The sequence below is a fragment of the Paenibacillus tianmuensis genome, assembly GCF_900100345.1.
Lineage (GTDB): Bacteria > Bacillota > Bacilli > Paenibacillales > NBRC-103111 > Paenibacillus_G > Paenibacillus_G tianmuensis.
This window is the reverse complement of sequence record NZ_FMTT01000017.1, coordinates 47,432-73,731: the sequence shown is the minus strand read 5'-3', so window position 1 is coordinate 73,731 and position 26,300 is coordinate 47,432. Positions and strand designations below refer to the sequence as shown.

21 protein-coding genes are annotated in these 26,300 nt (G+C 48.8%); all 21 read right to left on the bottom strand.

Annotated features, from left to right (window positions below; genetic code table 11):
- Positions 1-57: 57 nt before the first annotated feature.
- The 21 genes from metK to BLO51_RS13180 all read right to left on the bottom strand — a co-directional run bounded on the left by metK (position 58) and on the right by BLO51_RS13180 (position 26,281).
- Positions 58-1,263, bottom strand: a complete 1,206-nt coding sequence (gene metK, locus BLO51_RS13280) for a methionine adenosyltransferase (protein WP_090672338.1) — start codon at positions 1,261-1,263, stop codon at positions 58-60.
- 194 nt (positions 1,264-1,457) lie between these two features.
- Positions 1,458-1,727, bottom strand: a complete 270-nt coding sequence (locus BLO51_RS13275; protein ID WP_090672335.1) for an alpha/beta-type small acid-soluble spore protein — start codon at positions 1,725-1,727, stop codon at positions 1,458-1,460.
- Between the two features lie 89 nt (positions 1,728-1,816).
- On the bottom strand, positions 1,817-2,422 hold the full coding sequence (locus tag BLO51_RS13270; protein WP_090672332.1) for a hypothetical protein: 606 nt from the start codon (positions 2,420-2,422) through the stop codon (positions 1,817-1,819).
- 90 nt (positions 2,423-2,512) lie between these two features.
- Positions 2,513-5,710 (bottom strand): S-layer homology domain-containing protein, encoded by a 3,198-nt coding sequence (locus BLO51_RS13265; RefSeq protein ID WP_090672329.1) that lies wholly within the window; start codon positions 5,708-5,710, stop codon positions 2,513-2,515.
- Positions 5,711-6,412: 702 nt separating this feature from the next.
- On the bottom strand, positions 6,413-6,874 hold the full coding sequence (locus tag BLO51_RS13260; RefSeq protein ID WP_090672328.1) for a hypothetical protein: 462 nt from the start codon (positions 6,872-6,874) through the stop codon (positions 6,413-6,415).
- 287 nt (positions 6,875-7,161) lie between these two features.
- On the bottom strand, positions 7,162-10,953 hold the full coding sequence (locus tag BLO51_RS13255; RefSeq protein ID WP_090672326.1) for an S-layer homology domain-containing protein: 3,792 nt from the start codon (positions 10,951-10,953) through the stop codon (positions 7,162-7,164).
- Between the two features lie 234 nt (positions 10,954-11,187).
- Positions 11,188-12,306, bottom strand: coding sequence for a glycosyltransferase family 4 protein (locus BLO51_RS13250; RefSeq protein WP_090672323.1), 1,119 nt, complete (start codon positions 12,304-12,306; stop codon positions 11,188-11,190).
- Positions 12,307-12,520: 214 nt separating this feature from the next.
- The gene (gene csaB, locus BLO51_RS13245; RefSeq protein WP_090672320.1) at positions 12,521-13,648 is read right to left on the bottom strand and encodes a polysaccharide pyruvyl transferase CsaB; all 1,128 of its coding nucleotides are present in this window, start codon (positions 13,646-13,648) and stop codon (positions 12,521-12,523) included.
- Positions 13,624-15,669 carry a DUF5693 family protein gene (locus tag BLO51_RS13240; protein ID WP_245719649.1) on the bottom strand — a complete coding sequence of 682 codons (2,046 nt, stop codon included), beginning with the start codon at positions 15,667-15,669 and terminating at the stop codon, positions 13,624-13,626. Before BLO51_RS13240 ends, csaB begins: the two co-directional genes overlap by 25 nt.
- A gap of 33 nt (positions 15,670-15,702) precedes the next feature.
- Positions 15,703-17,412, bottom strand: coding sequence for a phospho-sugar mutase (locus tag BLO51_RS13235; protein WP_090672314.1), 1,710 nt, complete (start codon positions 17,410-17,412; stop codon positions 15,703-15,705).
- Between the two features lie 38 nt (positions 17,413-17,450).
- Positions 17,451-17,891 carry a 3-hydroxyacyl-ACP dehydratase FabZ gene (fabZ, locus tag BLO51_RS13230; protein ID WP_090672311.1) on the bottom strand — a complete coding sequence of 147 codons (441 nt, stop codon included), beginning with the start codon at positions 17,889-17,891 and terminating at the stop codon, positions 17,451-17,453.
- Between the two features lie 169 nt (positions 17,892-18,060).
- Positions 18,061-18,582 (bottom strand): CDP-alcohol phosphatidyltransferase family protein, encoded by a 522-nt coding sequence (locus tag BLO51_RS13225; protein ID WP_090672308.1) that lies wholly within the window; start codon positions 18,580-18,582, stop codon positions 18,061-18,063.
- 129 nt (positions 18,583-18,711) lie between these two features.
- Positions 18,712-18,930, bottom strand: coding sequence for a DNA-directed RNA polymerase subunit beta (locus tag BLO51_RS13220; protein ID WP_245719648.1), 219 nt, complete (start codon positions 18,928-18,930; stop codon positions 18,712-18,714).
- A gap of 28 nt (positions 18,931-18,958) precedes the next feature.
- Positions 18,959-19,834 carry a flagellar hook-basal body protein gene (locus tag BLO51_RS13215; RefSeq protein WP_090672302.1) on the bottom strand — a complete coding sequence of 292 codons (876 nt, stop codon included), beginning with the start codon at positions 19,832-19,834 and terminating at the stop codon, positions 18,959-18,961.
- Positions 19,835-19,886: 52 nt separating this feature from the next.
- Positions 19,887-20,780, bottom strand: coding sequence for a flagellar hook-basal body protein (locus tag BLO51_RS13210; RefSeq protein WP_090672299.1), 894 nt, complete (start codon positions 20,778-20,780; stop codon positions 19,887-19,889).
- Positions 20,781-20,795: 15 nt separating this feature from the next.
- On the bottom strand, positions 20,796-21,794 hold the full coding sequence (gene mreB / locus BLO51_RS13205; protein ID WP_090672296.1) for a rod shape-determining protein: 999 nt from the start codon (positions 21,792-21,794) through the stop codon (positions 20,796-20,798).
- Between the two features lie 280 nt (positions 21,795-22,074).
- On the bottom strand, positions 22,075-22,362 hold the full coding sequence (gene spoIIID, locus BLO51_RS13200) for a sporulation transcriptional regulator SpoIIID (protein ID WP_036682840.1): 288 nt from the start codon (positions 22,360-22,362) through the stop codon (positions 22,075-22,077).
- Positions 22,363-22,534: 172 nt separating this feature from the next.
- Complete coding sequence (locus BLO51_RS13195) at positions 22,535-23,266, bottom strand: M23 family metallopeptidase (RefSeq protein ID WP_090672294.1); 732 nt, start codon at positions 23,264-23,266, stop codon at positions 22,535-22,537.
- Between the two features lie 67 nt (positions 23,267-23,333).
- Positions 23,334-24,389, bottom strand: a complete 1,056-nt coding sequence (gene spoIID / locus BLO51_RS13190; protein WP_174551244.1) for a stage II sporulation protein D — start codon at positions 24,387-24,389, stop codon at positions 23,334-23,336.
- 169 nt (positions 24,390-24,558) lie between these two features.
- Positions 24,559-25,884: a UDP-N-acetylglucosamine 1-carboxyvinyltransferase gene (murA, locus tag BLO51_RS13185; protein ID WP_090672438.1), complete on the bottom strand. Its 1,326-nt coding sequence runs from the start codon at positions 25,882-25,884 to the stop codon at positions 24,559-24,561.
- Between the two features lie 145 nt (positions 25,885-26,029).
- Positions 26,030-26,281, bottom strand: a complete 252-nt coding sequence (locus BLO51_RS13180; protein ID WP_090672287.1) for a DUF1146 family protein — start codon at positions 26,279-26,281, stop codon at positions 26,030-26,032.
- Between the last annotated feature and the right edge of the window lie 19 nt (positions 26,282-26,300).

Sequence of the window (26,300 nt, the reverse complement as noted above, 5' to 3'; positions counted from 1 at the left end):
AAAGAACGGACCGTCTTGCTTAGACAGATCTGGATCTATATGGTTGTTGAGATAACTTTAAGCTTGGGCGTCAGCTTTCAACTGTTCCGCTTTGTCCGTACGCTCCCAAGGCAAATCGATGTCGGTACGGCCAAAATGACCGTAAGCTGCCGTTTGCTTGTAGATCGGACGACGCAGGTCAAGCATTTTAATAATGCCGGCTGGACGCAGGTCAAAGTTTTTGCGAACGATTTCGACAAGCTTCTCTTCGCTTACTTTGCCTGTACCGAACGTATCGACAGAAATCGAAACCGGCTTAGCAACGCCAATCGCATAAGCGAGTTGAACTTCACATTTGTCGGCTAGACCTGCAGCTACGATGTTTTTGGCAACGTAACGAGCCGCGTAAGCGCCGGAACGGTCGACTTTCGTCGGATCTTTACCGGAGAACGCGCCACCGCCATGGCGTGCGTATCCGCCGTACGTATCGACGATGATTTTACGGCCGGTCAATCCTGCGTCGCCTTGCGGTCCGCCGATAACGAAACGACCTGTCGGATTGATAAAGTATTTCGTATCGTTGTCGATCAAAGCCTCCGGAACAATCGGCTTGATAACGTGTTCTTTAATGTCGGCTTGGATCTGCTCCAACGATACTTCTTCGGCATGCTGGGTAGAGACGACGATCGTATCGACGCGAACCGGTTTAGATCCTTCATATTCTACGGTTACTTGCGTTTTGCCGTCCGGACGGAGGTAGTTAAGCGTACCGTTCTTACGAACTTCCGACAAGCGGCGTGCCAGTTGGTGGGACAGCGAAATCGGCAGCGGCATCAGTTCCGGTGTCTCGTTAACCGCAAAGCCGAACATCATGCCTTGGTCCCCGGCACCGATCGCTTCGATTTGATCGTCCGTCATTTGGCCTTCACGGGCTTCAAGCGCTTTGTTAACGCCTTGGGCGATATCAGGCGACTGCTCGTTCAAGGAAACAAGCACCGCGCAAGTTTGGGAGTCAAAACCGTATTTCGCACGAGTGTAGCCGATATCTTTGATAGCTTGACGTGCAATGGATTGAATATCGACATATTCCGATTGACTTGTAATTTCACCGATGACTAGAACCAAACCGGTAGCTACGGAAACTTCGCAAGCTACGCGAGCATTCGGATCATTCGTTAAAAATGCGTCAAGTACGGAGTCGGAAATTTGGTCACAGATTTTATCCGGATGCCCCTCAGTTACAGACTCCGAGGTAAACAAACGGCGGCCCACAGAATTGGACATGAAAAAAACCTCCTACTGCAATTATTATGGATAAAGGCTTAAGTCCACATACAAAAAATCAACCTTTTCCGGGTGGAAAAGGTTTCTTTAGCTGCTACCTTCTTATTGTATGTTACTGGATTTGTAGAGGACTGTCAATAAAATATGATCAGATCGCGTAAAATTAACATTCCTGTAGATAATTGTTTTCTTTTTTACAGGCTTAACATCATTTCCTCGGCCTTCTTGATTAATCTTGCCGTAATCGTCCCGCCTACGGCGCCGGCATCTCGGGAAGCAATGTGCCCCCAATAATCTTCTTTCACAGAAGCAGATGGGATACTGCCAAGCTCCGTGGCAAATTCCACATTGGCGTTAGCTAGCTGCTTGCCAACCGGAAGCCCCAGCTCAGCGGCGATTTCGTATTTTAGGACATCCAGTGCTTTTCCGCTTTCCGGTACCACTTTCTTGTTGCTTCTCGACATCAAGGATACCTCCTTAAGTAGGATGTAGTGCTATTATCCCACTCCGAGGTAAACCCCAAACGTATGAATGATTGGTGAAATGGGTAAAATTATGATGCGGCTTTCGTTCCATCCGCATTCATAATCGAATAGCTGCCGCGTACCATAACGTAAATTTCCTGCTTGTTCTTGGCGTCAGGCTTAACGCCACGTCCTTCCCGCGGAACGATAAGCAGGTGGTTAAGCTCAACCGTTGCTCCGGCAGCAATATCTTTGCCAGAGGTAGCGTCCGGAATTCCGTTATCGTCGGAGCTCACCGCTATAACTTTCCCGGTTCGGACTATAAATTCCGTGCCTGCCCCACCGTAAAGTGTTTGCCCTTGCTGAAGTTTAACGACAGTTAGTCCGGAATTGGGGACAGCCGGTTGCTGTGTGTTGCCGTTTGTACCGGAGCCTATGGAAGGGGAAGTTCCACTTCCAACTCCTTGCTTCGCCAACTCAGCCGCGATAATTTGTTTGATTTTTTCTCCATTTACGCTTTGTTTGGTGAATTCATCTGCTACTTGCTTGGCAATGTTTTGTTCAAAGTAGCTCTTTGTGATGATGGGATCATCAACAGAACCAGGCTGGGTAGTTACATTATTAGAGTCTGCATAAACGATAGTCGCAAACAAAAGGATTAGCACTATAGTAACAAAAGTAATTTTTGTTTTCATGGGTTCACCTGCTTTGGATTATATGTAAGTAGCCGGGTCTTGATAAAAAAAGAAGACCCGCAGGGGTCTTCTTTTTTTAATCCGTTAGGATTAGTTGACGTTAACCGTTGTGATAACAGACAGACCGTTAGAGGTTGTAGCTGTAATCGTAAACGTACCTGTTCCGTTGATTTTGATTCTATCTGGTTGAGAAGCGTCAACTTGTGCAATTGCTGTCTTGCCATCAGCAAGGGTACTAGCATCCTTAATAAGATATCTTACCTTAGTAATTTTGTCGTATTTGTGGATGAAATCATTTTTAAACTCATTCGCATAGTTATCTTTCAATGTGATGTTGCCCATCAAATCCCAAGCGTTATAAGTACCGACGCTCACATTTTTGTTGGAGTCGTCGCGCTCGAGTGTCACCATCTTAATGGCATCACCTTTAACTGTGACAGTACCACTTGCTGAAACACTCTCACCTTTAGCGTTTAAGAAGTAGGCGGTTATGTTTGCCGTACCTGGTTTATTACCAAGGACATATCCTTTGTTATTTACAGGTTTACCCTCAGTAGTGCTAACAAAACTGATGTTGTCTGCCGTTACTTCACTAATTTTTGCAGGATAAGCAACCAAACTACCGGATGTGTCCCTAGCTTCGATTTTTACTTCTCTAGCTAATTTACTTGTTCCATCCGCAAGTCTGTTCATCTCATCGCCTTTGTAAGCATTGTCATCGAGTGTTTTAAACAGACTATCAAGCGGAGCCAAGCTGTATCTCAGATCTTCTTTTGTTGGATCAATAACGGAAATCTTCTTCGTTACAGATGATACATTATTATCGGTCACTTGACCGTCAACATATTTACGGATCGTAAATTTCACATCAGTCGAACCAACGCCAAACGTAGTGCTTGTTTTCAGTTCCATTTCTTTATCCGAAAAGTCTTTCATGGACAGGATCTTGCCTTCAGGGCTAATTTGGTTTGTTTCTTTCTTATTTACTTTAATGTCAGTAAGTTTGAATTGAACGCCGCCGCTGTTGGCAACTGATGCGTATACATCATAAGATACATTTTTATTAGAGTTGTTCTCTCTAAAGCCATCCAAGTTATCCTTGATAACTTCTTGATAGTTATCAATCAATTGATATTTAGTTTTAATATCAGCACCTGCAACTGCTTTGTTAGCACCCTCGGTAATTGTTTTAATGCTTACTGGATAACGCGCATCAACTATGCTGTAAGGCTTGCTCTTGTTATTATCAGGGCCGGTCATGTTGTTAATGTAAACCCAAACGGAACCGCTGTTCTTGGAGGCTACTTTGGCAAAGTGAAGCTTGCCTTTATGCTCGCCAGCCGTTACAACTTGCCCTTTGATATCCATCATAGATTTTGGAACGTTATCAGACGGACCAAAATCGAGCGGACCGTTAACCGAAATGTTAAAGCGATTGTCTTTAACGTTATCAACAATCTCGTCAGGAGTTAACTTAGTACCAGCAGCATCATAAGCAATCAAGTCGAGATAAATGTCTTTATCGTTAGTAGCGATGTTGCTTTTGTTGAAATCGCCTAATTCAACTTTAGTCGCAATTTTAGTCGCGCTAACTTTGATTGTAGCAGTGGAACCGGTACCGCCACCCCATACTTGAAGGGTGAACTCACCGCTGGTTTTAATTTTCTTGTCAGACTTAACAAAGACAATAACTTCTTTTATGCCGTCGCCGTCTTTGTCTTCAATTTTAGTATCCAAAGCCTCATCAAAAACGCCGCTGTTCTTAGGCATAAGGTTAGGCTTCGAGTCTTGAATTTTTTGATTCCCGCCGGAATTAACCGTGATTTCGCCACCGTATTGGTCATACTGAGTCATTTTAACTACAGCTTCGTTACCAGAGGCGGTAATGGCTTCTTTATCGTTATTATATTTTACTTCGCCCAATTCGATTTTAGCGATGTACGGATATTCCCCAATTTTAAAGACTTTAGTTTGGGAAATCTCTCTTTGGTCGGTAGACCAGACGTTTACAGTGAAGTTATAATTTGAATAGATGTTTTGAATATCCGTGTTGAGCTCTACGTACATTTTAGTGCCATCGCTGGACTTTTTGACTGTTGCGTTGCTATCCGGAAGCGGAATGTTAACGGAGTAGTTACCTGCAGGCATGGAAGCCAATTGTCCGTATTGGTTCGTCGGCTTAATTTGGATGCGAACTTGTTTCGATCTCGCAACAGTATCGTTAGCTGTTACAAAGTCGATTTTTGACAGCTTCTCGTTTTCGCCTTTGAATTCGCCGGAAACTTTGTCAACTGTGGAAGCGTCCAAACCGCCGAGAGTTACAGTGTACGTAGCATCAACGATTTTTTGTCCGTCTTTTAAAGTAACCGTAGCAACTTTTTTGTCTTCGGACCATTTAACGTCTTTGTCTTTTGCTTCGTATTTCGTCTCAGCTGTTCCTTTTTTCAGAACAAACGTAGCTTTGTCTGCGTCTACTTCTCTATCCAGAGTTACTTGGACTTTGTTGTAGTCAACAGCTTTTACTTCTTTAACGGAAGCTTTAGCCGGTTTGTTGGTGTCAACGTATTGTTTCTTAGCTTCATAGGAGCTCGTTACCAACAGGTCGCGAGTTGCTGCCGAAGTACCGCCGAACGCGCCGTCAGTGCTGTTGCCCAGCAATTTCAGTTCAAGTGCAAGTGCAACATAACCTTTTGCCCAGTCGGAGACGGTTTTGTCGCTCACGCCGGTTTTGTTTTTACCTTCGGAGTCTTTGTTCAGACCGCGAATCAAGAAAGTAGCGAGTTGCTCTTTCGTTACGTCACCAGCCGGGTTGAATTGGCCAGGAGCGTAACCGTCCGTGATGCCAGCAGCTTTAACAGCTTCGATGTAAGGCAGAGCGTATCCGTTAGCCGGATCTTCAGAAATAGACTTCACATCGGAGAAGCTGGAAGTTTTCAGGGAAGTGTCAACTTTCAAGTTGAAGATCAAAGCTGCTACTTTCGCGAATTGCGCACGGTTCATTTTGTCTTTCAGACCGAATGTACCTTCTTTAACGCCGTCGAAAATACCAGCGGAAATCATTTCGTCAAATTTTGCTTTCGTAGCTGCATCCAGATCTTTCAGATCTGTGAAATCAGCAGAAGTTTTCTTAGCGTCTGCACCCAGTGCTACGGAAGAAAACATGGAGAATGCCATAGCCAGGGACAGGATTGCAGATAAACTTTTCTTCATAACCTTTTTTTCTCCTCCTCGAATATCTTTCGGTTGTTGAGAGTTCTGTGTAGAAAAATTAAAGCTTGATTTCCTCATTAGCCGATTCACCCCCTTCCCAGAGTTGAGCAAAATGAGTTTTTATTGAAGATGTCTGCAACGTAAAAATTGCAGAAACTAGTAAACCAATAGGAAGATTAAGGATAGAATCGCATGCCATCTAACATTATACACCGACATGCTGACAAGGTAAAGAGCGATTTTGTGAAAATTATCCAAAGTTCACTGCTCTTTATCTTGCTTTCTGTTTGTTTCAATGTATTAAACGCACGTTGTTTCGAAAAGTTGCGCTCTTTGAAAAAAACTTTTTTGGTTTTTTTTGAGACCAACCTTGAAACAAATGTAGCAGGAGCGTCTATCAATTATGTATTGTAACGAACGCCCACAAAAGGTAGTATACAACGATATATCTGCACGCGTCATCATTAATAATTTTCCAGATCATGACCCTTTGCTTAAGTTTCTTCCTAATTTTGAATGAAGACATGATACTAATCATGAATGACTGTAAAGAGGTTAGCGGCAACTTGTCAATGCGCGGAACTTAGAAATATTGCATCCTCGACAACAAACAAGATAAAACGAATTTCAATCATTAATAATAAGTTCCTATTCGCGTGGTCTGCTTCTTTTTAGTTTATTAAATTAAGACGAGCTGTCCCTATGTCATCTTTGAATGACTTTCAAGGACAGCCCGTTTTGATTATGTCGTCATGACTTTAAGTGTTCCGCTAAAGAATTTTAAAACCAAGGATTATTTCCTAAGCTAATAACATACTTCACGTTGGGATCGATTTGTAAAGCATTTCGTGCACCAACTTTAATTCTAAGTGTTTCACCGGCACGAAGATAAATCTGCCAAACTTCCCGTCCAGTTTCAGAAGATATCCGATTTGAGGACCCTCCAACATCGATCTCTCTAATCATATAATCCAAGCTGCGATTTTGATACGTATCAAAATTCACAAAGAAAGATTTATCCTGCCCAGTATCGTTGGTCCATTTGTAATAATCAAAATCCATTCCCTTATCTGGATCCAGCACAATCGTGCCCTCAAAAGCATCACTAATACCACTAAAAACATTTGGATCATTAAAGCTATCCGGTTCTTTCGCATCCCCAAGAGCAAACGCCGAAGAGGAAGCACTCAAGAGAGAAACAGCAACTGTGGCAGAAAGCAGAATAGATTTCAACTTTTTCAAGGATTATTCCTCCCTAAACTGTATTGAAGTCTGGCCAGAAACTTCTAAAGCAAATATAAACTATATAGTATAATATTGGAATAGTTCTAAAAGTATATTATTTTTTCGTTTTTATAGGTCAATTGTATTATATATGCAAAAATTTTTATTTGAAGAAAATTACCACAAAGGCTGCAAACGTGAATTAATGGTGTGCAGCCACCCCCAAAGAAGGTAAAGTCAAAAAGCAAGCAGTTGGGCAAGGACATCCTTGCCTCAACTGCTTGCTGGCACTTAAAATTTCTATTTTATTTCGGGAATTTCTTTTCCTTCTTCAGGATGCGTTCCATGACAGCAGCAGCTTGAACACGCGTAAAGTTTTGACGCGGGTCAAAACGATACGTCTTCTTCTTCTGACCGGTAAGAAGAACGTTCTCGATGCCCTCAATGAATCCGGCTTTGGACACGGCTTCAACTGGCGGCAAAGCATAGAAGTCGATATCTTTTGCATCGGTAAATTGCTTTTGAAGCGTAGCAAGTGACTTGTTACTGTCCGAATTCAATTTCAGCTCTGCCGCTCTCGCAATCATTACGGCCGCATCTTGACGCGTAATCGCCTCGTCCGGCTTGAACCGGCCTCCGGCAGTACCGCGTGCGATACCAACCCGTGCTGCTGTTTCAATGTACTTATAATCGTATAGCGGATTGCTGCTTGCAAACTTCTGCACGTCGCTGAACGTCAGGTTGCCGGAGTACTGAAGCGGGAGATCGAAAGCTTTTACGAGCAGCGTAGCAAACTCACCGCGCGTAATCGATTCGTTCGGTACAAAGAGCGATTGCAATTTATTGAGCATAAATCCTTTGGAATAAAGCGTATCAAGCGTATCACGGCCCCATTCGTGGCTCGTAATATCGTTGAAGCTGTCATACATGTACATGACTTGGAAATAACCGAAATGATCGATCGGAACCGTGATCGTGTTTTTCTGCGGATTGACTTCGCCGCCGATGTTTTTCCAAGCCAAGGTCGTCATGCCCCGGTAGTCTTCGTAGATATCCATTTGATAAACGGTGACATACTTCCAAGAATCTTGTCTGATCGAATCGTCGTACTTCAACGTCAACTCGCCGTGTTTGGTCGGTACGAACATATTTTTCAAATCGTTCTCGTTATTTCTCTGGTAAAATTTTACGTTCGCGTTGTTTACGTCAATGTTATACGGATCGCGCCCGTAGCCGGTCAAAGCTTCCTTCAGCTTGTCCTTGTCCAAATAATCGTCTTGGCCGACGGAGCCGCCGTTAATCCAGTACAGCTTGCTTACCGGACGGAATTTGTCCGTCGGCTCTCGCAGGAAGAACGATGCGCTGTAGTCTGTATTGTAGGCTTTGTTAACGCGGCCATCCTTTACATTGGCGAGTCCAAACATCAGCTTACGGTCTGCCGTCAAGTACTGATTCGTTGCTGTTGGGTCGTTGCGCATAAGCTTCGTGTTAGCCGGGAAGCTGAGCTCAAGATCTCCCTCAAATAGCTTGTATTTGTTTTGAAGCGGCATCAACATTTGTGCGCCTTCTACCGACGTATTCACGTTGTTGACGATAAAGCTGCCTTTGGAGCTTTCTTTGCCGCGGTTAACGGTAAAGCTAATCGTATTACGGCCTGCCTTCAAGTTTTGGTAACGATAGTAGAAGTAAGGCTTGTTATCGGACGGATCGATCTTGCTGAGCACATTGGCGTCTTTACCGAAGCTTACGCTATCTGCGTTCTCAGCTTCTAATTTGATGTCCACGAAATTGCCGTTGATTGTAGCCACGTCATCTTTGCCGCTCTTGACAAGAACCGGCTCGATAATACGGTAAGGTACCGGTTCCCGGGAAATCGTGATGCTCCGCGTTTCGGTGATTCCCGTTTTGTTGGAAATCATAAATTCGACGATGACATCCCCGGTAAATGGAAGAGGAATGCTAGCCGTATTAATGGCTCCCGTCCCGACGCTATTCAGATAGTTTTGCTGGCCGTTGGCCGGAGCAGCAGGATAATTCCATGTATTCGTGCTGTTCCGGGCATCGAAAGTAACAGCCGGGTTGCCCTGAGCGTCTTTTTTGCGAACGGTCATTTTAATACTATCCGCATTCACGAAGTTGCCTACGAAAGATACGCTGTTTGCATTTGTCGCGTATTTATCCGGCGTTTGTGCCTTGGTGAACTTCTCCAACGGACTTGGCAGGATATCTCCTACAAATGCGGGAGTCGGCAGCGTAAACTTAAAGATCTCATACTGTACAGTCGTTACAACAGCACCGTTCAAGCGCAAGTTGATTTTTACCGTATTACGTCCTTCGTTGAGCAAATCTTTGTTGTCATTAGGCAACCAACGGCTGCCGGCCTTGCTCACATCCAGCATAAAAGTCGATTTTGCATTGGTATCGCGAAAATCTCCTGCAACCAGTTTGGTTGTATAACCGTTAACAGATACCTCAACATTGGCATACTCAGCTTCAGGCAAGTTCATAATCTTCGCCTGCAAGCAAGGAGTACCGCCTGTACCTGGAGTACAATAAGGTGTCTCCAATGCGGCGTTTTTGATTACCATATTGTTATAGAAGTTACCCGGAATGATATACGGCGTACTCGTGATAACTAATGGGAAGTCCAGCTTTCCGTTTGTTAAACCGCTTGGTACTACGGACATCACGGCTCTTCCATCGCGAATGCCACTAACTTGTACTTTCCATTTTTGTTGGGCGCCATCAGGTCCAACATAAGTAGCAGCAATACCAGTAGCATCTCCACCGATGTGAGCCTTAACATTACCCGTCGGCGCCGGAGCTACACCGGTCGTATAAATATAGAACGTGGATGGCAACTCGTTAATTTCGTTATCCCCGTTCTCGTTAAGAGCCACTTCGACAGGCTGACCCGTTACAGAATCTTTACCAAGATCCTTAGTTACTTTAGTTACATAAGGTGCATTCGGATCAAAATAATTGAACGTAAACGTCTGCTGTGGCGCTTGACCTACCAAGCCGCTGCCTGTATAGAACGTCACGATAAGCGTCTGATTCCGGTTCGTCGGAAAAGCCAGCGGAAAAGAACCCAGATCAAATACCTTATAAGTCGAGGTCGACTCTGCCGGGATTTCGGCAAGCGGCGCCGGTGTGGTTCCCGAGAAATATACCCGTTTGTTTAACTGGCTCCCGCCTACTACGGTGATATCTGCATACACATACTGCGTAACCGTAGAAGAGCCCGGGACCAGATCGACCTTCATTTTACCCGTAAGGTTAGCCGTCGTTTGATTCAATTGCGGAAACGGATCATTAATCAGTTTCTGTGGTGGACTGGTTCCCGTATTTAGTGCGCCGTCAAATAAAAACGGTTTACCGTTGTTGAAAATGAATTTTTTAGTCGTGTTGTACGTATTCGTGTTGTTGCTGGCGACAATTTTAAAAATGTTGTCCCCGGCTTGCATGTTGAAATCCGTATTCCGGTTCGGAATAAACGTAAAGTCGCCATTATTGCTGCGGAACGCCGTGATCGGATTGGCTTGACCGAGCAAGTAACCTTGAATCGTCGTCGCGTTCGGCGATTTACCAGTAATCACGTACGCCGTTTGCATCGGGTCCTTCGGATACATTTTGCCATCTTCGATCGGTACTTCGTTAAACTTCATGTCTGTAATGTTCGTTGTCGGCGTAAATGTCAGGTAGGCAGGCTGAGAAGAAATCTTGCTGACGTCTCCCATGAAAAACGTAATTTTGTTGGTCCCTTCGGACAGCTTGACGCTATTGAAGGTCACTTCGTACGGGCCAGTTTTCATGCCCTTGTTGGATTTGTTTTCTACCGGGCTTCCGGGGCTGGTCGTCACGTTCTCAATCTCATAATAAATAGAAGAGATTTGAGCATCGTCGATATTATCGATTTCGACGGAAATATTAACCGTCTCGCTGGTGACCGGAGTTGGGGTTGCCGCTGTCGTACTGTATCCTTTGACTTTCATCAGCGAACCGCCCGCGGCCATCGCGGAGAACGGTACGATCATCGACACCAGCAGGGCAACGATGATCGCGAAGCTGACGGTACGATTGGTGAGTCGTTTCAAGAGAAGTACCTCCTTATGTAATAGAAGTGTAGGCAAATTAACGATTCAAAGCAATCCGGTTAAAAACAACCTCCCCCGTCTGAAACCGGCAAAGATTTGACATCATTCGCCAAAAAAATAGTTGTACTTTACATATCGGCCGAATGGCATCGTTTTTTTAGGGGAATTTGCAAGAAGCGCAACAAAAAAATCCCAAACCGATTAAGGTCTGGGATTTCCAGCGATGCAAGATCATCATTTTGATATCCGGGAACGGGCACTAAGCTGCATTGTTTTTACGCGGACTTTATTCAAAAACCGAAGCACCGGCTTTTTCGTTTTGCTGACGATGCCGATCGCTTCCGCGCCAAGCACCAGCACAAAGAGCAGAATGGCAATCAAAAGCACGGCGCCCCATAACGCGTCCTGCTCCGACATGAAGGAAAGCAGCACGGCGGAAGAGCCGAAAAATACGGCGATACCGTATATAATGAGCACCGTTGTCCGGTGGCTGAAGCCAAGTTGAAGCAAGCAGTGATGCAAGTGGCTTTTATCCGCAACCGAGATCGGCAAGTTATTAACCCACCGGCGAATAATGGCGAAGAACGTATCGGACAACGGGACCCCTAAGATCATGACGGGTACCAGCAAGGATACGACGGTCGCCTGCTTAAATCCGAGCACGGATAGCGTAGCCAGACAAAACCCGAGAAACAGAGCTCCTGAGTCGCCCATAAAAATTTTGGCCGGATGAAAATTGTAGAACAAAAATCCGGCGATCGAGCCGAGCAGTAAGACACACAGCAATGCAACGGTAACGTTCCCCATCATCAGGGCCAATACCAGAATCGTCGTCGTTGCAATCCCCGATACCCCGGCGGACAAACCGTCCAATCCGTCAATCAGGTTAATGGCGTTGGTCACACCTACGATCCAGAAGATCGTTAGCGGAACAGCAAGCCATGTTAAAGAAACGGCCCCGTCGCCAAAGGGCAGGTTAACCAGATCGATCACAACTCCGGAATAGACCACCACACTAGCAGCCAAAATTTGACCGAGCAATTTGATTTTGGGTGACAGGTCGAACCGATCGTCCAGTGCGCCGATCAATACGACGATCGTCCCACCTACCAAAAGGCCGAAAACAACGTCCGTTTTTAATGTATTTATAGCAGGAGAAACAACGAAATAAGCTGCGATGAATGCAATAAAAATAGCTAGCCCGCCGAGTCGCGGCATGATCCGGCTATGTACTTTGCGATGATTCGGCGCATCCACGGCACCAACCCAAAAAGCAAAGCGTTTTACAAGCGGTGTCATCAGCAATGCGATCAGTAAAGCAGCAACAAAGCCGATACCGTATAACAAGTTCATGTGTGTTTTCACAGCCCCTTTTTTCTATGACAAACCCCCAAACACTTCAAATTATACCTTGACGGCTTCCGAAATACCATCATGAATTTAGGCAATTTGGGCGGCTTTCAGGTTATTTTCATAGATATTTTCAGGTTTCCGCACATTTTCCTCTCTACGATTCACTCTCACTGCGAATTACGGCAAAATAAGCACACTTTTATTGCATAACGATTTAATTCCCTTTAAGTTGATTGGCAAAATAAAAAGCGATTCGTTCCGCCGGGCGCCCGGCTTCGACTTTCAGCCGCTCGATGGCCGGCTGTTTCTCCCGCTTCCATGCTTCCACGCCGTTCCATGCCCGCAAGGTCTCTTCGGCCAGCGCGTTCGCATCAGGCTTCTGGGTACTGCAAGCGGCTTTGATCCCGAGCCGGTTCAAAAATTGATCGATCTTCGGATCATACGATAATCCAACCATAGGAACGAATTGACCGGCCGCATAAATCAAGGAGTGGAGACGCATTCCGACCAACATCTGGCAAGAAGCAACCTCTGCCAGCATATCCTGCGGATGGTCAATCGGAGGCGCCATACTCATTCGCTCTTTGTAGAGTTCCCCCATATGTTCCATCACATACAAGGAAGCTTGCTCGTCCGATGGCAAATGAAACGGCAGGAAACGAATGTGCGCATCTGATTTCTCCAATACCAGCTTAAGCGCATCAGCAACAGCCTTTAACTCCGAGCGGTCTTCGTTCCAGAATCGGACGGAAACGCCAATAACAGCCTTCGTATTAAGCGTATCGCTTTGGGGGGAGCGTTGTTCGCGAAGCGATAACCCCATTACCGGGTCCGGCACCACTTCAACCCGGTCTGCAGGAACACCCATTCGTCCCAGCAGTGCTTTCGATTCGTCATCTCTGACCGAAATAAACGCGCATCGATTGAAGGCAGAACGAATCCATCCGTAGAAAAACGGCCGGTGTACCGGACCGATGCCTTGAGAATAAATAAATACGGGCTTTCGAAGCCATTGGGCAATCCGGATAATGGCAATGTAGTATGGGATCGTTTTCGTTCCCGTTTCATCCTGCAGCAAACTGCCGCCTCCGCTTATAAGTCCGTCGGCTCCACGCAGCGTCCGCCATACTTCGGCGGGGCGCATTCGGTGAGCGGCTTCTACGCCGTAGGTCCGAGCCGTTTCCTCCGGGTTTATGGACAGAACGACAGGGACGAATGTTACGCCCTGTCGTTCCCCTTGTTCCTTCAAAGCCAGCAGAATCGATTGCAGTACGGCCTCGTCGCCGCTGTTATGGAATCCGTAGTAACCGGACAATACTATTCGCTTAACCGGGGTACCCAACGCTGCCAACTCCTTGCGATAATTTCCCAGACCACAATCAAGACGGCTCCGATCAACAGGCCGAAAGCCAAACCGTAGACGACACGAATCGACGAGATGACGAGCGGGGTATGCAGATGCGCGAACGTATCTACGACCGAAGCTTGACCGATCACGCCGATCAGAACAAGCAAAAGCGCGCTGCGGTACTTATAGCACAAGTACGCTCCCAGCAGGAACAAAGGATGGGAGATCAAAAACTCCTTCGTCCGCGGCCGCACACCGAGCGTATTTTCTAGGAAGGATCGGAAATAGCGCTCTAATGACGATGCCTGTCCCTCGTTGCCGGTACGCGAAATGTAGTAAAAGCCTGCTGCCGCAACGACTACGGCAACAATGACCCATATAACACGAATATTCGCGTGAAGGGAGCCTTGAACTCGCCGCATCTTATCCCGGTAAGAAGTATCGTCGCTGAACAGCAGCCAGTACAGAACTGTTAGTGCGATCGGAGCCGCATGCAGGATGCCGACGCCGCGGAATTGTTCCAGTACCAAAGAATACGTGATTTGATTCAGCAGCCCTACGATAAATAGAGCACCGATTAACGAGAGAAGAGTGGTCCTCAGAAGAAGTACCGCAGCAAACATCCATCTTTTTTCACCCGTGCGGTTTAGCTTATTCCGCGCCGTTCGGATAGCAAACATCATGGCGAGAGTCGGCGCGCAGGTTCCTGCGCCAAGTGCCAACGCTTGGGAAAATAAACTGTTGTTCCAGACATACATCCCTGCAGAGCCAACCAATCCGAGCAAAAAGACAGCTAGCGCAAGCTCAGGGACGAAGTAAGAGATCGTCAGCGCAATTAAAGCGATGGCTCCAATCGACAACAGTGCCTTGGCGACCGGCTGCCAGCCTGAATGCACCGGTACAAACGCCGTGGCCGGCCCGCTTAGATAGCCTACCTTATGAATCTGAGAAATAGCCCCGTCCGGCCCCTTCAACGTCAAGTAAATCGAATCGAGCGGATGTAAGATTTTCCCTTTGTCCGTACTCTTTACCGCTTTGGCATGCAGGAAGATCATCCGGATGTTGCGGTCCTTCACCGCCAGCAAAAACCGGTCCGCGTAATCCTGAATGCGGCCCTTCAGCTCCTCGGGAGTAATGTTCTCCATCAGCTTCTGGGAGTCGGATTCCGTAAGCGGGTGAAGACGAACCACGTTGTAATCGATCTTCTTCGCGATGTTGTTGAAGCCGCGCGGCGGCGTCTTCTGGTACAAGGCTTCGGTCGAAGCCAAACCAATTTGGTGCTTTTTCATAAGCTCAGCCATCAAGTCGAGATTGTGCAAATCTTTATCGCTCACGAAACCGGGCACGGTTTCGCCATCGATAATCATTCGCTTAATCCCAAGAGTATGCAGTCTTCCCAACAGTTCATCGATGCGGGCCTCATTGAAAGCTCGGCGGTTGGATAACCGGATGACAATCGTATACCCTTTTTCCTTAAGCAGCTGCAATGTGATCGGGTCCGGGTCCATCGTTTTCAAAAGCGCATCTTCCATCGCCATCTCGATGATCATGCCCGGCTGATTTTTGTAGTTCCATGCTCTTGTTTTGACATTCAACTCGGCAAACGCCTTTTGAATTATCGGCTGAAGCTGCTGCTCGGATTCTTTTTCGGCAAACAAAAGATACGTAAAGTTTTCATTCGGCGAAATGGGCGTCTGGGTCAAAGCGGACGCTTCATGCGATGTAAACAGCTCGATGCGACGGCCCAGCTTCAGTTCGTTGAGAGTCGCTTCATAGACAGCCATGGACTGAATGCCATGCTGCTTCATCTCGTCCAACTGCTCCAATACGAATTTGCGGGGGTCCGTTTGCAAATCGGATATTTCCAGCAAATTGCGGTAATCGAAGACGAACTCGACCTTTCGTCCCGTTTTCTGCTCCGTTTCATTCCGCTCGAACGCTACGGGGATGGAAGCCAGCATCCCAAGGATAACCAGCCACCACAACCATTTAAGCGCTCGTTGGTTCCATTTCATGTACGTTCCCTTCAACACGGCCCACTCCCAAAGTTAGTTGTGATTGTCCACGCGGGACATAACAGTCTGCACCAGTTGTTCGATCGCTTCGGAAGCGGCCTGCGCGGAGATGCCTCGAACGGCAAAGTATACTTTGATCTTCGGCTCCGTGCCCGATGGGCGGAGGCAAAACCAAGAATCGTCTTCAAGCGTATATTTAAGGACGTTTTCCGACGGAAGTCCGTACAATCCTTGAGAGAAGTCCTCAACCTTAACGACCCGCAATCCGTTAAGCTTTTCCGGCGGGGTACTGCGCCAATCACTCATGATGCTTTGAATTTTCTCGACGCCGTCCTTGCCTTTGAGCGTGCGCGATTCGAGCTTTTCCAGAAAGTAGCCGTGACGCGCATACAGTTCCTGCAGGACATCGTACAAGGTTTTGCCCTGACTTTTGTAATAAGCTGCGGCTTCGCAGATCAGCATCGACGCGATCACCGCATCCTTATCGCGCGCATAGTTGCCGGCGAGATATCCGTAGCTTTCTTCGTAGCCGAACAAAAACTCGGCTTCGCCGGTCCGCTCGAACTGTGTCATTTTTTCGCCGATATATTTGAAGCCCGTCAGCGTGTTCAATACTTTAGCCCCATAATGCTCGGCAATGACCGCACCCATCTCGCTGGTGACGATCGTTTTGATCACGACTCCGTTGGCCGGGAGCTCGCCGCGCTCTTTGCGGCTGCTGAGCAGATAATCGACCATAATCGCGCCGGACTGATTGCCCGTCAGCACGAAATATTCGCCGTTCGCATCTTTTACGACCGCGCCCATCCGGTCGCAATCCGGGTCTGTTCCGATAATGATGTCGGCGTTCGTTCTCTTGGCTTCGTTAATCGCCAAAGCGAATGCTTCCCGTTCCTCCGGATTCGGCGACTTGACTGTAGAGAAGTTGGCGTCCGGCTGTTCCTGCTCGGCAACCACCTGCACCTGATCGAAGCCGATGCCGGCCAATGCCGCGCGAACGGATAAATTGCCCGCTCCATGCAGCGGTGTGAACACGATGCGGAAGTTATCGCTCGTCTGCTTCACCAGCTCCGGGTTGCGGCTGATGGCCGTGACCGCACGAATGTATTCGGCATCCACCGCCTCGCCGACCCATTGCAGCAATCCGGCGCCTTCGGCCTCTGCACGCGACTTTCTTTTTACGTCGGCAAACGACTGCACTTTGCGGATCTCAGCGATGACTTGCTCAGCTTGCTCCGGAACAAGCTGTCCGCCATCGTTTCCGTATACTTTGTATCCATTATATTCGGGCGGATTGTGGCTCGCCGTGATAACGATGCCGGCGTCGGCCTTCAAATACCGGACGGCAAACGAGAGCTCCGGCGTCGGACGAAGCGATTCGAACACATACGCTTTAATTCCGTTACCTGCCAGCACCTTAGCGGCTTCAAGCGCAAATTCGGGCGACTGGTTCCGGGAATCGTAGGCAATGACCGCGGAAAGCGATGTGTTGCCGGAAGCAAGCATGAACTGCGCGAGCCCTTGGGTAGCACGGGCTACGGTATAAGCATTGATCCGGTTCGTACCGGCCCCAATGACGCCGCGCAGGCCCCCGGTTCCAAATTCCAGATCGCGGTAAAACCGATCCTCGATTTCTTTGGGATCCCCTGCAATTTGTCGAAGCTCTTCTTTGGTGCCCTCGTCAATTGCCGGATCCTTCAACCAAAGCTCATATTGCTCCTGTACATGCTTCCCCGTATTCATCGTCCCATCTCCTCTACCCGAATTTTTATGTATTTATGTTAATTATGATCGGTGTTCTCCTGAAGCGCGAACATGAGTTCACCTTCCGCGACGACTTTATCTTCGACTTTGGCCGTTGCCTGCCCTTTGCCGATGATGCCTTTCGATCGCGTAATCATGACCTCTAACCTTAACGTATCCCCCGGCTTCACTTGGCCGCGGAACCGAAAATTGTCGATCCCTGCGAGCAACCCGATTTTCCCACGGTTTGCTTCCAGTTGCAATAGGGCTACAGCACCGACCTGCGCAAGAGCTTCGACAATCAGCACTCCTGGCATAACGGGGAACCCTGGAAAATGTCCCTGGAAAAATGGTTCGTTGATCGTTACGTTTTTAATACCTACGGCTCTCACGCCCGCTTCAACTTCTACGATGCGGTCTACCAACAAAAACGGGTAACGGTGCGGAATAATCTTTTGAATTTGAACGGCATCTAACAAGGCAGATGCTCCTTTCTTGGTGTGAGTATAAAAACGTCTGGTTCAACTTACAATACAAATGTCCCTTCATGAGCTGCAGCAGTGAAGGTTGATATAAGGGAGCTTATGTTCGGATTTGCCCATAAGGTGAACCTGGGCATGAGCTCTTTTTATTTCGAAAAGGGGTCCCTTATGAATGTAAGCCGCGTTTGTTCAGCAGCTTGAACTGAAGAATATAAATAATAGAGGTGACAAACGATACGGCGATGACAAACCATAAATACGCATGAGCGTATGGAAGTTCGAAAACAATTAGCAGAATGGCAACATAATACAAGACGGTCGTCAATTTACCCATCGCATTCGCCGGAACGGTCTTTTTGCCCCGAAAGTGAAAAATAGCTGATCCTACGATCATGCCCGCATCCCGTAAAAACATGGCTCCTGCAGCCTGCCATGAAATCATCTGGGAGAAAACCAGCGACAAGATAACGGTGATCATCATCAGCTTGTCCGCGAGCGGGTCCAACATACTGCCGAGCTCGGTGACCAAATTTCGTTTCCGCGCGATGTAGCCGTCCAGTACGTCGGTAAGCCCTGCAATAAGCAGGACGAAAAAGGCGCTTTTAGTATATCCTGCTCCAAATACCACGAGGTAGACGGGAATCAGAACAAAGCGGCATACGGTCAGTACATTGGGCAAGTTCAACACGAAATAGCGTCCCCCTCTGAGCCGCTTAAGTTATCGTCGCAGCTCGATTCTCTCTCTATAACGCTTCCCATCCATACATTATACCTTTATGAGGAAAAAAATAAAACTCCCTTACCCGGGAGTTTATCACTACGTATCAGCAAAGATCAAATCGAACGCATGACGCCACGTATTTAAATTGAAAACCTCTTGAAAATCTTGTTTTCCTATATAAACGTACCCGATCGCAAGCCCTACTAAAAGCGCCACAATGCCAGTGAACGGAATCCACGTCCACTTCAGGAACGTAAAAACCGCTTTTTTCCATAATTTCGATTCTGCAGGCGCCTTCTTTCGGTTATCGCTCAAGTTCCCTACCTCGCTTTGCGTAATGCCGTTAGCCACGCAAGTTGTTGGCCAAGTTCATCATTTGATCGGACGATGCGACTGCGCGGGAGTTCAATTGAAACGCCCGCTGAACCATGATGAGCTCGGTCATTTCGTCTGTCAGACTGACGTTCGACTGTTCCAAAAAGCCCTGATGCACCGTAATCGGATCTACGTTGTTGTTCCCCGCTGTTACAGGCTCCAAAATGTCGCCCCGCTGCTGTGCCGTAATATCGGAAGGCAATCCGAACACATTATCGCCTAGCTGCTGCAAAAGCTGAGGGCGAACCACGCGAACCATTTTGATTTGCCCGACCGGAACCGCCTTCTCATTAGGGTCCGCTTCATCATAGGCCAGAATCGTTCCATCCGCCTGAATTTGTACCTGATGATTGTTCGGCACGCGAAGTGGAGTGTTATCGGCACTCATGACGTAATGACCGTCTTTCGTAGTCAAAATCAAGCCGTCAGGGTTCTGAGGATCGCCCGACGGCGACAGTTGGAATGAACCGTCTCGCGTCCAGCGGGTCTCTCTAGCCGGATTACCCGCTGCATCCAGAGAAGAGGTCGTTATTTCGAACAGGCCGGCTCCTTCAATCGCCATGTCAAGTGGGTTGTTCGTTGGCTGCAGCGAGCCTTGAGTCATATTCAATTGGGGTGCGACAAGCTTGGCGCCCCACCCTTGGTTGTAGCCGAGCGGCGTGAGCCGGCCTTCCTTTTGAAAACCGCGGGGCTGCTGCTTCACATTGGTCAACACGTCTTGAAACGAAGCTTCCTGGCGCTTATAGCCCGTATTGTTGACGTTGGCCATATTATTCGCAAGCAGATCGAGCTTTTGCTGAAGCGCATGCATCGAAACGGATGAATTGATCATCGAATGATTCACGTAAACTCCTCCTGTAAGGGTGAATCTCAGCTGGACGAGCTATAACGGGGGATTAGACGCGCCCGATTTCGTTGGCTGCTTTCTCCATGCTTTTATCGTAGTACTGAATCATCTTCTGGTTGGCTTCATAAGCCCGTAAAGCCGACATCATATCAACCATGGACTGGCCGGGATCAACATTGGAGCGTTCGATATAACCTTGTCTCACTTCAATCTGGTCTTGAGCGTCAATCGGCCGGAACCCGCCTTGATCCTGTGTATTTAAGCGGTACAGTCCGTTGCCCTCGCGGACCAACTGGTTGGGATCCTCCACCCGGGTAATGAGCAGATTCAAAGCTTGTCCGTTCCCATTTAATATCGGCTGACCGTCCGCATTTGTGAACTGTCCTGTCCGGGTCATACGGAAATTTGTGACGGGTGCCCCCCCCTCCATCAGCACGATAGGTTGCCCATCGCGACCTAGCACCGAATGGCCTTCGGAATCGATCATCCGTCCGTTCGCATCCAGCGAAAAATTGCCGTTCAAGGAATAGCGCTGTTCGCCGACTGCGTTCAGGATCGTAAAGAAAGCTTGGGGCTGAATCACTCGCTGTCCGTTCTGATCCACGTACTTGCCTGAGCTGTCAAAGCGGGCGCCCGGCACCTGAATATTCGAAATCAAGGCAAAGTTAAAAGGGTTCTTCGTTTCCTGAATATCGCCTTGTACATGCAGAAAAACGTTCTCCTCCGCCATAACCCCCGTATTAATCCGGCCGACAGGCACCGAACCCGGTTCGTCCTTGCCGCTGCGTACACGGGAAATCAGAACTTCCGGGAACGACCGGTTAATTCCGTTGCCGCTTTTAAAGCCGGGGGTGTTGAGGTTGGCAATATTATTGGTAACGATGTCGTGCTTGCGCTGCTGTGCGATCATGCCGGAAGCGGCGGTATACAGGCCTCTTAACATCGAATGGTTACCCTCCTAAAATTTGCGCTTGGTTACTTTATCCAGGTTGTCCAACATAATGCCGGTTCCTTTCACAACACAGTGCATCGGATCTTCTGCAATCAGGATGGGCACCTTAAGCTCGTCCGCCAGCAATTGATCGATGCCGTGAAGCATCGCGCCGCCACCGGTCAAAATAACGCCCCGGTCGATAATATCGGCCGACAGCTCCGGAGGCGTGCGCTCCAACACGCTCTTGGCCGCCGCCACGATAGACGATACCGACTCCCACAGCGCTTCTTGAATTTCCTGCGAATTGATGGTCACTGTTAACGGCAGTCCGCTCACCATATCTCTGCCGCGGATATCCATCGTCTCGCGTTTGCCGTCCGGGTGCACCGTCCCGATGCGGACTTTAATATCCTCACTCGTTCGTTCGCCGATCAAGAGCTTGTACTTGCTTTTAATATATTTCATAATGGCAGAGTCAAACTTGTCCCCTGCGATTTTAATAGAAGAGGAGGTAACGATGTCGCCCATGGACAATACGGCCACATCCGTCGTACCTCCGCCGATATCTACGACCATGTTGCCGCTCGGTTGGAATATATCCATTCCGGCGCCGATGGCCGCAGCCTTAGGCTCTTCTTCCAAAAACACTTCGCGTGCCCCGCTCCGTTCGGCCGCTTCCCGAATGGCCTTCTGCTCTACCGACGTGATGTTCGTCGGAGCGCAGATTAAAATACGGGGATGACTGTACCAGTTCTTCCCGCCGACTTTATTGATAAAATACTTCAGCATCATTTCCGTTATTTCAAAGTCGGCTATAACACCGTCCCTCAGCGGACGGATTGCCACAATATTACCAGGCGTCCGGCCAACCATGCGGCGCGCTTCTTCGCCCACGGCCAGCACTCGCTTTATATCGCTTTCGATGGCGACGACGGACGGCTCATCCAGGACTACGCCCCGACCTTTCACATGAATCAGGACGTTCGCAGTCCCAAGATCTATGCCGATATCCTTGCTTAACATTCCTATTAATCCTCCCTAACCAACCGTCCATTCTTATTGTAAAAGAAGCGGCACTTCTATTATATACGTTACTTAGGTAAATTCGCCATGTATTTCAAAATTCCTCTTTTTCTTCAACGATTTTTCGACAAATATCGCTTCGTTTCCGGCCGGTTCGGGAGAAGGGGCGTACCGTCAGCGGCGCGGAGGCCCGTTTGCTTCCAAGGGCTATAGGCCTACCTCCGCGTTGAGTAATGCAGCTCACGGTACGGCTGGGAACGCGCCGGCAACGGGGCCGGTCTTACTTAACGGTAACGAGCTTCTCTTGCGCCTTCGGGCTGCGGGTTTTCCGATACTTAATCTTGGTGGCTTCTCCCCCGCGCAGGTGACGGATTGACTTATGATATTCCAGGATATGCTTCACCTGATTGGCAAGCTCCGGATTAATCTCCGGCAGACGTTCGGTCAAGTCCTTGTGCACCGTGCTTTTGGAAACGCCGAATTCCTTGGCTATGGTGCGAACCGTATGCTTGGTCTCCACCAGGCAGCGGCCTATCTTAATGGTTCGCTCTTTGATGTAATCGTGCACTCCCCTCGCCTCCCTACTCGAGTTAGTTTGGTACATTATATGAGGGGCCCACGCTTATATTCTTTGTTTTGGAAGGCTGACAAGCCCGCAGCGAACAATTATTTCAAGGACATGCGTTCCGCAAAAACAAAAAGGCAGAGGAAACGTTCCCCTGCCTGCCGCTCTGCCGATATTAATGATCTCCGAGGTATTGCTCCGGATTGACCGCCGGACCGCCTTGACCTTGACGCAATTCGAAATGCAAATGGGTACCTTGATCTTTTTCCAGCTCGTTGCGTCCCGCCTTGGCGATAACGTCGCCCTTCTTCACTTCGGCGTCTTTGGCGACCTTGACTTCGGCCAAGCTTTGATAGACCGAAACAAGCCCGTTGCTGTGCGTAATTTCCACCAAGTTGCCGACGACCGGGTCTTTCTGTACCGCCGTGACCTTACCGCCCATAACGGCCAATACATCAAATACTTGATTGTCGTGTCTTGCGAAGTCCATACCCATATGTGGGGTGAAGGTGTCGCCGTATTCGACCATCGCGGCTTGCCGCACTTCGTTCGATGCTTTGTTATCGAAGAAAGGAAGCACGACATCCAGTTCGCTGCGTTCTTTGATCGGCCATTGCATCGTTTCCTGTTTCGCGTTGGTAGCTACCGCATCGGTACCCGAGACGTTTCCTGTGACCGTACCGGATTTCGCAGCATCAAGACTGACGTTTTTGTCAGGCTTCGTGATGCTCGACCCTTGGTACCACCACATTAACGTTAAGATGATTGCCGCAGCTGCCATGTACGTTGCCGGAAATACCCACTTCTTGGCGAGCAATCTTTTCCAGGTTGACGATGTGCCGCTTTGGGCTCCTTCGGTAGATTTAGGAGCTTCTTCTTGGACCAAATCTCTTTTTTGTTCACTCATTTGTATATCACCTCGCTAACCATTCTTGCCAGGTTCGCGAGATTTATACGCGGGAAAACCTATTTTATTAGAAAATTTTTCCTTTCAATAGATTGGAAGCCCGGTCGATGGCTATGCCGGCATAATAGTATTTGGCAATGTCCTCCGCTTTGCGTCCTTCCATCGCCATCCCGTTGGCGCCCCATTGGCTCATCCCTACGCCATGTCCGTAGCCGAATGTCGTAAACCGCCATTCTCCGCCGCTCCATGACCATTGAAACTGGCTGGAATTCAGTCCGAGCTTCTCTCGAACCTCTCTTCCAGTAAATAGCTTTCCGCCTATAGACAGCTTCTTGATACGTTTTCCTTGGCTCTTCTCGATCACCTTAATGCCGAGAGGGCTTCCGGCCGATACCGGCACGACGCCGGGCAAACCCAGCTTTCGCTGCAGCTCCTTGGACGTAAAAGCTACCGTCTCTTTATAGCGAGGTGACAGCTTAGCATCCCAAGGACTCGGTACGCTTCGCAAATACGGAACGGTGAAATTCCAGTAGTCTTCCGAATTTTCCGTATACCCGTTGCTGGTAGAAAAAAAGCTCGCTTCAATCGGCTTTCCTTGATAGGTTAGCACGAGATCCCTCGTTTCCTCTACCGCCCGTTTCAGCTTGTCCATGCGGGAGAGGAACGCCTCATCGCTCCAACGCTGCCTTAGCTCCTCATCGGTGACGTAAGCCTGATGGCTGATCGTATCCGTTACGAGCGCATTCACATCCGGGACATTGCTCTGGTCGCCGTCGAGCAGTCTTCGGACGATATAGGTGCGTGCGGCCATCGCTTGAGCTTTGAGCGCTTCCGGCTCGAATTCGATCGGCATCTCCGCCGCGACGACTCCCCGCACATACTGCTCAAGGGCCATTCTCTCCGTTCTCTTCTCCTTTGCCCGGTAAACGGGAATAAGCAGTTCGTCCTGCTTCCGCGCTGCGGACGGCTGCTCTGCAGCGGGCGGCGCAGGTTCCGGCTTCTTTCCGGGCCCCGTGCGTATGAGCAGGCCGGGTACCAGCACGACGACGGCTGTGAAGCTGGCCAGCCAAACGGCCAACCAGCGAATCCAAGATTGTTGCGTCCGGGTCAGCTTGTACTTCATCAACGGGTTCCTCCATCATTTTGTCGGCTCTCCATAATCAAGCGCTGCGGCTGCAGGTAACACCATCTTATGAACCGAAAAGATAGAATAGAACCTCAAAAGAAAGAGAACCGACCCTTTTCGAATGAAAGAGTCGGTTCCCGTTCCAAGAGAATAGAAGCCATAGACGTTAAGCGAGGCTTGGCTGCACGGAAAACAGCGGGAGCGTTTGTTCCTCTTCTTCCGTATCGACGATCTCGACAGGAATCCGGCGGATGTCTGCCCCCAGTACACTGAGCTTCTCGGCAATATTCACATAGCCCCGGTCAATGTGATGAATGCCGGTAATCTCCGTATCGCCATCGGCCGCAAGCGCGGCCAAAACAAGCGCCGCTCCGGCACGCAGGTCAGTCGCGCACACCTTGGCCCCTTGGAGCTTGCTGCCGCCGCTAACGACCGCCGTACGGCCTTCCACCTTAATCTGCGCATTCATGTTCAACATTTGCTCCACATGCATAAAACGGTTCTCAAAAACCGTTTCGGTAACCAGGCTGGTCCCATCTGCCAGCAGCAGCAGCGCCATCATCTGCGACTGCATGTCGGTAGGGAAACCGGGATAAGGCAGCGTTTTAAGATCCACCGCACGGAGAGGACGATCCGTATACACCCGAAGGCCGTTCTCATCTTCTTCTATTTGCACGCCCATCTCCTGCATCTTGGAGATGATCGGACGCAAATGGTCGCCGATCGCTCCTTCGATGTACAAGTCGCTGTTCGTGATGGCGGCGGCAATCATATATGTACCCGCTTCAATGCGGTCGGGAATGACCGTATGTACTGCACCGGTGAGCTTCGATACGCCGTCGATGCGGATCATGCCCGTACCCGCTCCGCGGATTTTGGCGCCCATCGCGTTAAGATAGTTCGCCAGATCGACGATCTCAGGCTCCTTGGCGGCATTCTCAATTAAGGTCGTGCCTTCGGCAAGCGCCGCGGCCATCATAATGTTCTCCGTCGCTCCCACACTGGCAACATCGAGGTACACCTTGGCACCCTTTAATCGTCCGCTCACCCTCGCTTCGATATACCCTTGGCCGAGCTCAATCTCTGCGCCCATCGCTTCGAAGCCTTTCAGATGCTGGTCGATCGGACGCGTACCGATAGCGCACCCTCCAGGCAGCGATATGCGCGCTTTGCCGACACGGGCTAACAGCGGACCCATAACCAGAAACGACGCCCGCATTTTTCTTACCAGATCATAGGAGGCCTCGCACGTATCAATTTTGGATGCATTGATGCGGACCGTTTCATGTTTATATTCAATCTTGATTCCCAGACTTTCAAGCACCTTGTTAATGACAAGGACGTCGTCCAGGGGAGGCGCGTCGTGAATGACGCTGACTCCGTCCGTTCCTAAGATCGAGGCTGCGATGATCGGCAGGACAGCGTTTTTCGCGCCGTGTATTTTTACCCTGCCGGATAGCTTTTTGCCGCCGCGGACGATTATTTTGTTCATCATGATCCCCTTCCGCGTAATTTCTGCTTGCGGTTTCATAGTCTTTAGCCGGTCACGATACCATTCGTGGCCCGAGCGGATTTTTTAACGGTTGTACTAACCATTGTTGACAACATTCTCCTCGGTTATTCGAAAAAATGTTTTTTCAGAACATTCCGGAGAACCAAGTCGACCACTCCAAATAGTCGATCACGAAGCGGGCAATTTGATACCCCAGCGCGATCGAGAGAAGGATTTGCAGCATTTTGGCCTGGGCGCTTTTGGGGCGTCTCAGTATCATCTCCAGCTTCAGCTCCTGCAGAGCCCACCAAGAGACGCCGATGAATACCAGGACGACCACAATGTTGATCATCCCCTTTAGTCCCATCGACGCGCTCATTTGATCCAAATAATCCATAGAAAAGCATTCCCCGCTT

Excerpts from the sequence above, each read along its gene's own strand:
- metK (WP_090672338.1), bottom strand. The coding sequence starts at position 1,263 with ATGTCCAATTCTGTGGGCCGCCGTTTGTTTACCTCGGAGTCTGTAACT.
- BLO51_RS13275 (WP_090672335.1), bottom strand. The coding sequence starts at position 1,727 with ATGTCGAGAAGCAACAAGAAAGTGGTACCGGAAAGCGGAAAAGCACTG.
- BLO51_RS13270 (WP_090672332.1), bottom strand. The coding sequence starts at position 2,422 with ATGAAAACAAAAATTACTTTTGTTACTATAGTGCTAATCCTTTTGTTT.
- BLO51_RS13265 (WP_090672329.1), bottom strand. The coding sequence starts at position 5,710 with ATGAGGAAATCAAGCTTTAATTTTTCTACACAGAACTCTCAACAACCG.
- BLO51_RS13250 (WP_090672323.1), bottom strand. The coding sequence starts at position 12,306 with ATGAACTTGTTATACGGTATCGGCTTTGTTGCTGCTTTACTGATCGCA.
- BLO51_RS13240 (WP_245719649.1), bottom strand. The coding sequence starts at position 15,669 with ATGAAATGGAACCAACGAGCGCTTAAATGGTTGTGGTGGCTGGTTATC.
- BLO51_RS13235 (WP_090672314.1), bottom strand. The coding sequence starts at position 17,412 with ATGAATACGGGGAAGCATGTACAGGAGCAATATGAGCTTTGGTTGAAG.
- BLO51_RS13210 (WP_090672299.1), bottom strand. The coding sequence starts at position 20,780 with ATGTTAAGAGGCCTGTATACCGCCGCTTCCGGCATGATCGCACAGCAG.
- mreB (WP_090672296.1), bottom strand. The coding sequence starts at position 21,794 with ATGTTAAGCAAGGATATCGGCATAGATCTTGGGACTGCGAACGTCCTG.
- BLO51_RS13195 (WP_090672294.1), bottom strand. The coding sequence starts at position 23,266 with ATGAGTGAACAAAAAAGAGATTTGGTCCAAGAAGAAGCTCCTAAATCT.
- spoIID (WP_174551244.1), bottom strand. The coding sequence starts at position 24,389 with ATGAAGTACAAGCTGACCCGGACGCAACAATCTTGGATTCGCTGGTTG.
- murA (WP_090672438.1), bottom strand. The coding sequence starts at position 25,884 with ATGAACAAAATAATCGTCCGCGGCGGCAAAAAGCTATCCGGCAGGGTA.
- BLO51_RS13180 (WP_090672287.1), bottom strand. The coding sequence starts at position 26,281 with ATGGATTATTTGGATCAAATGAGCGCGTCGATGGGACTAAAGGGGATG.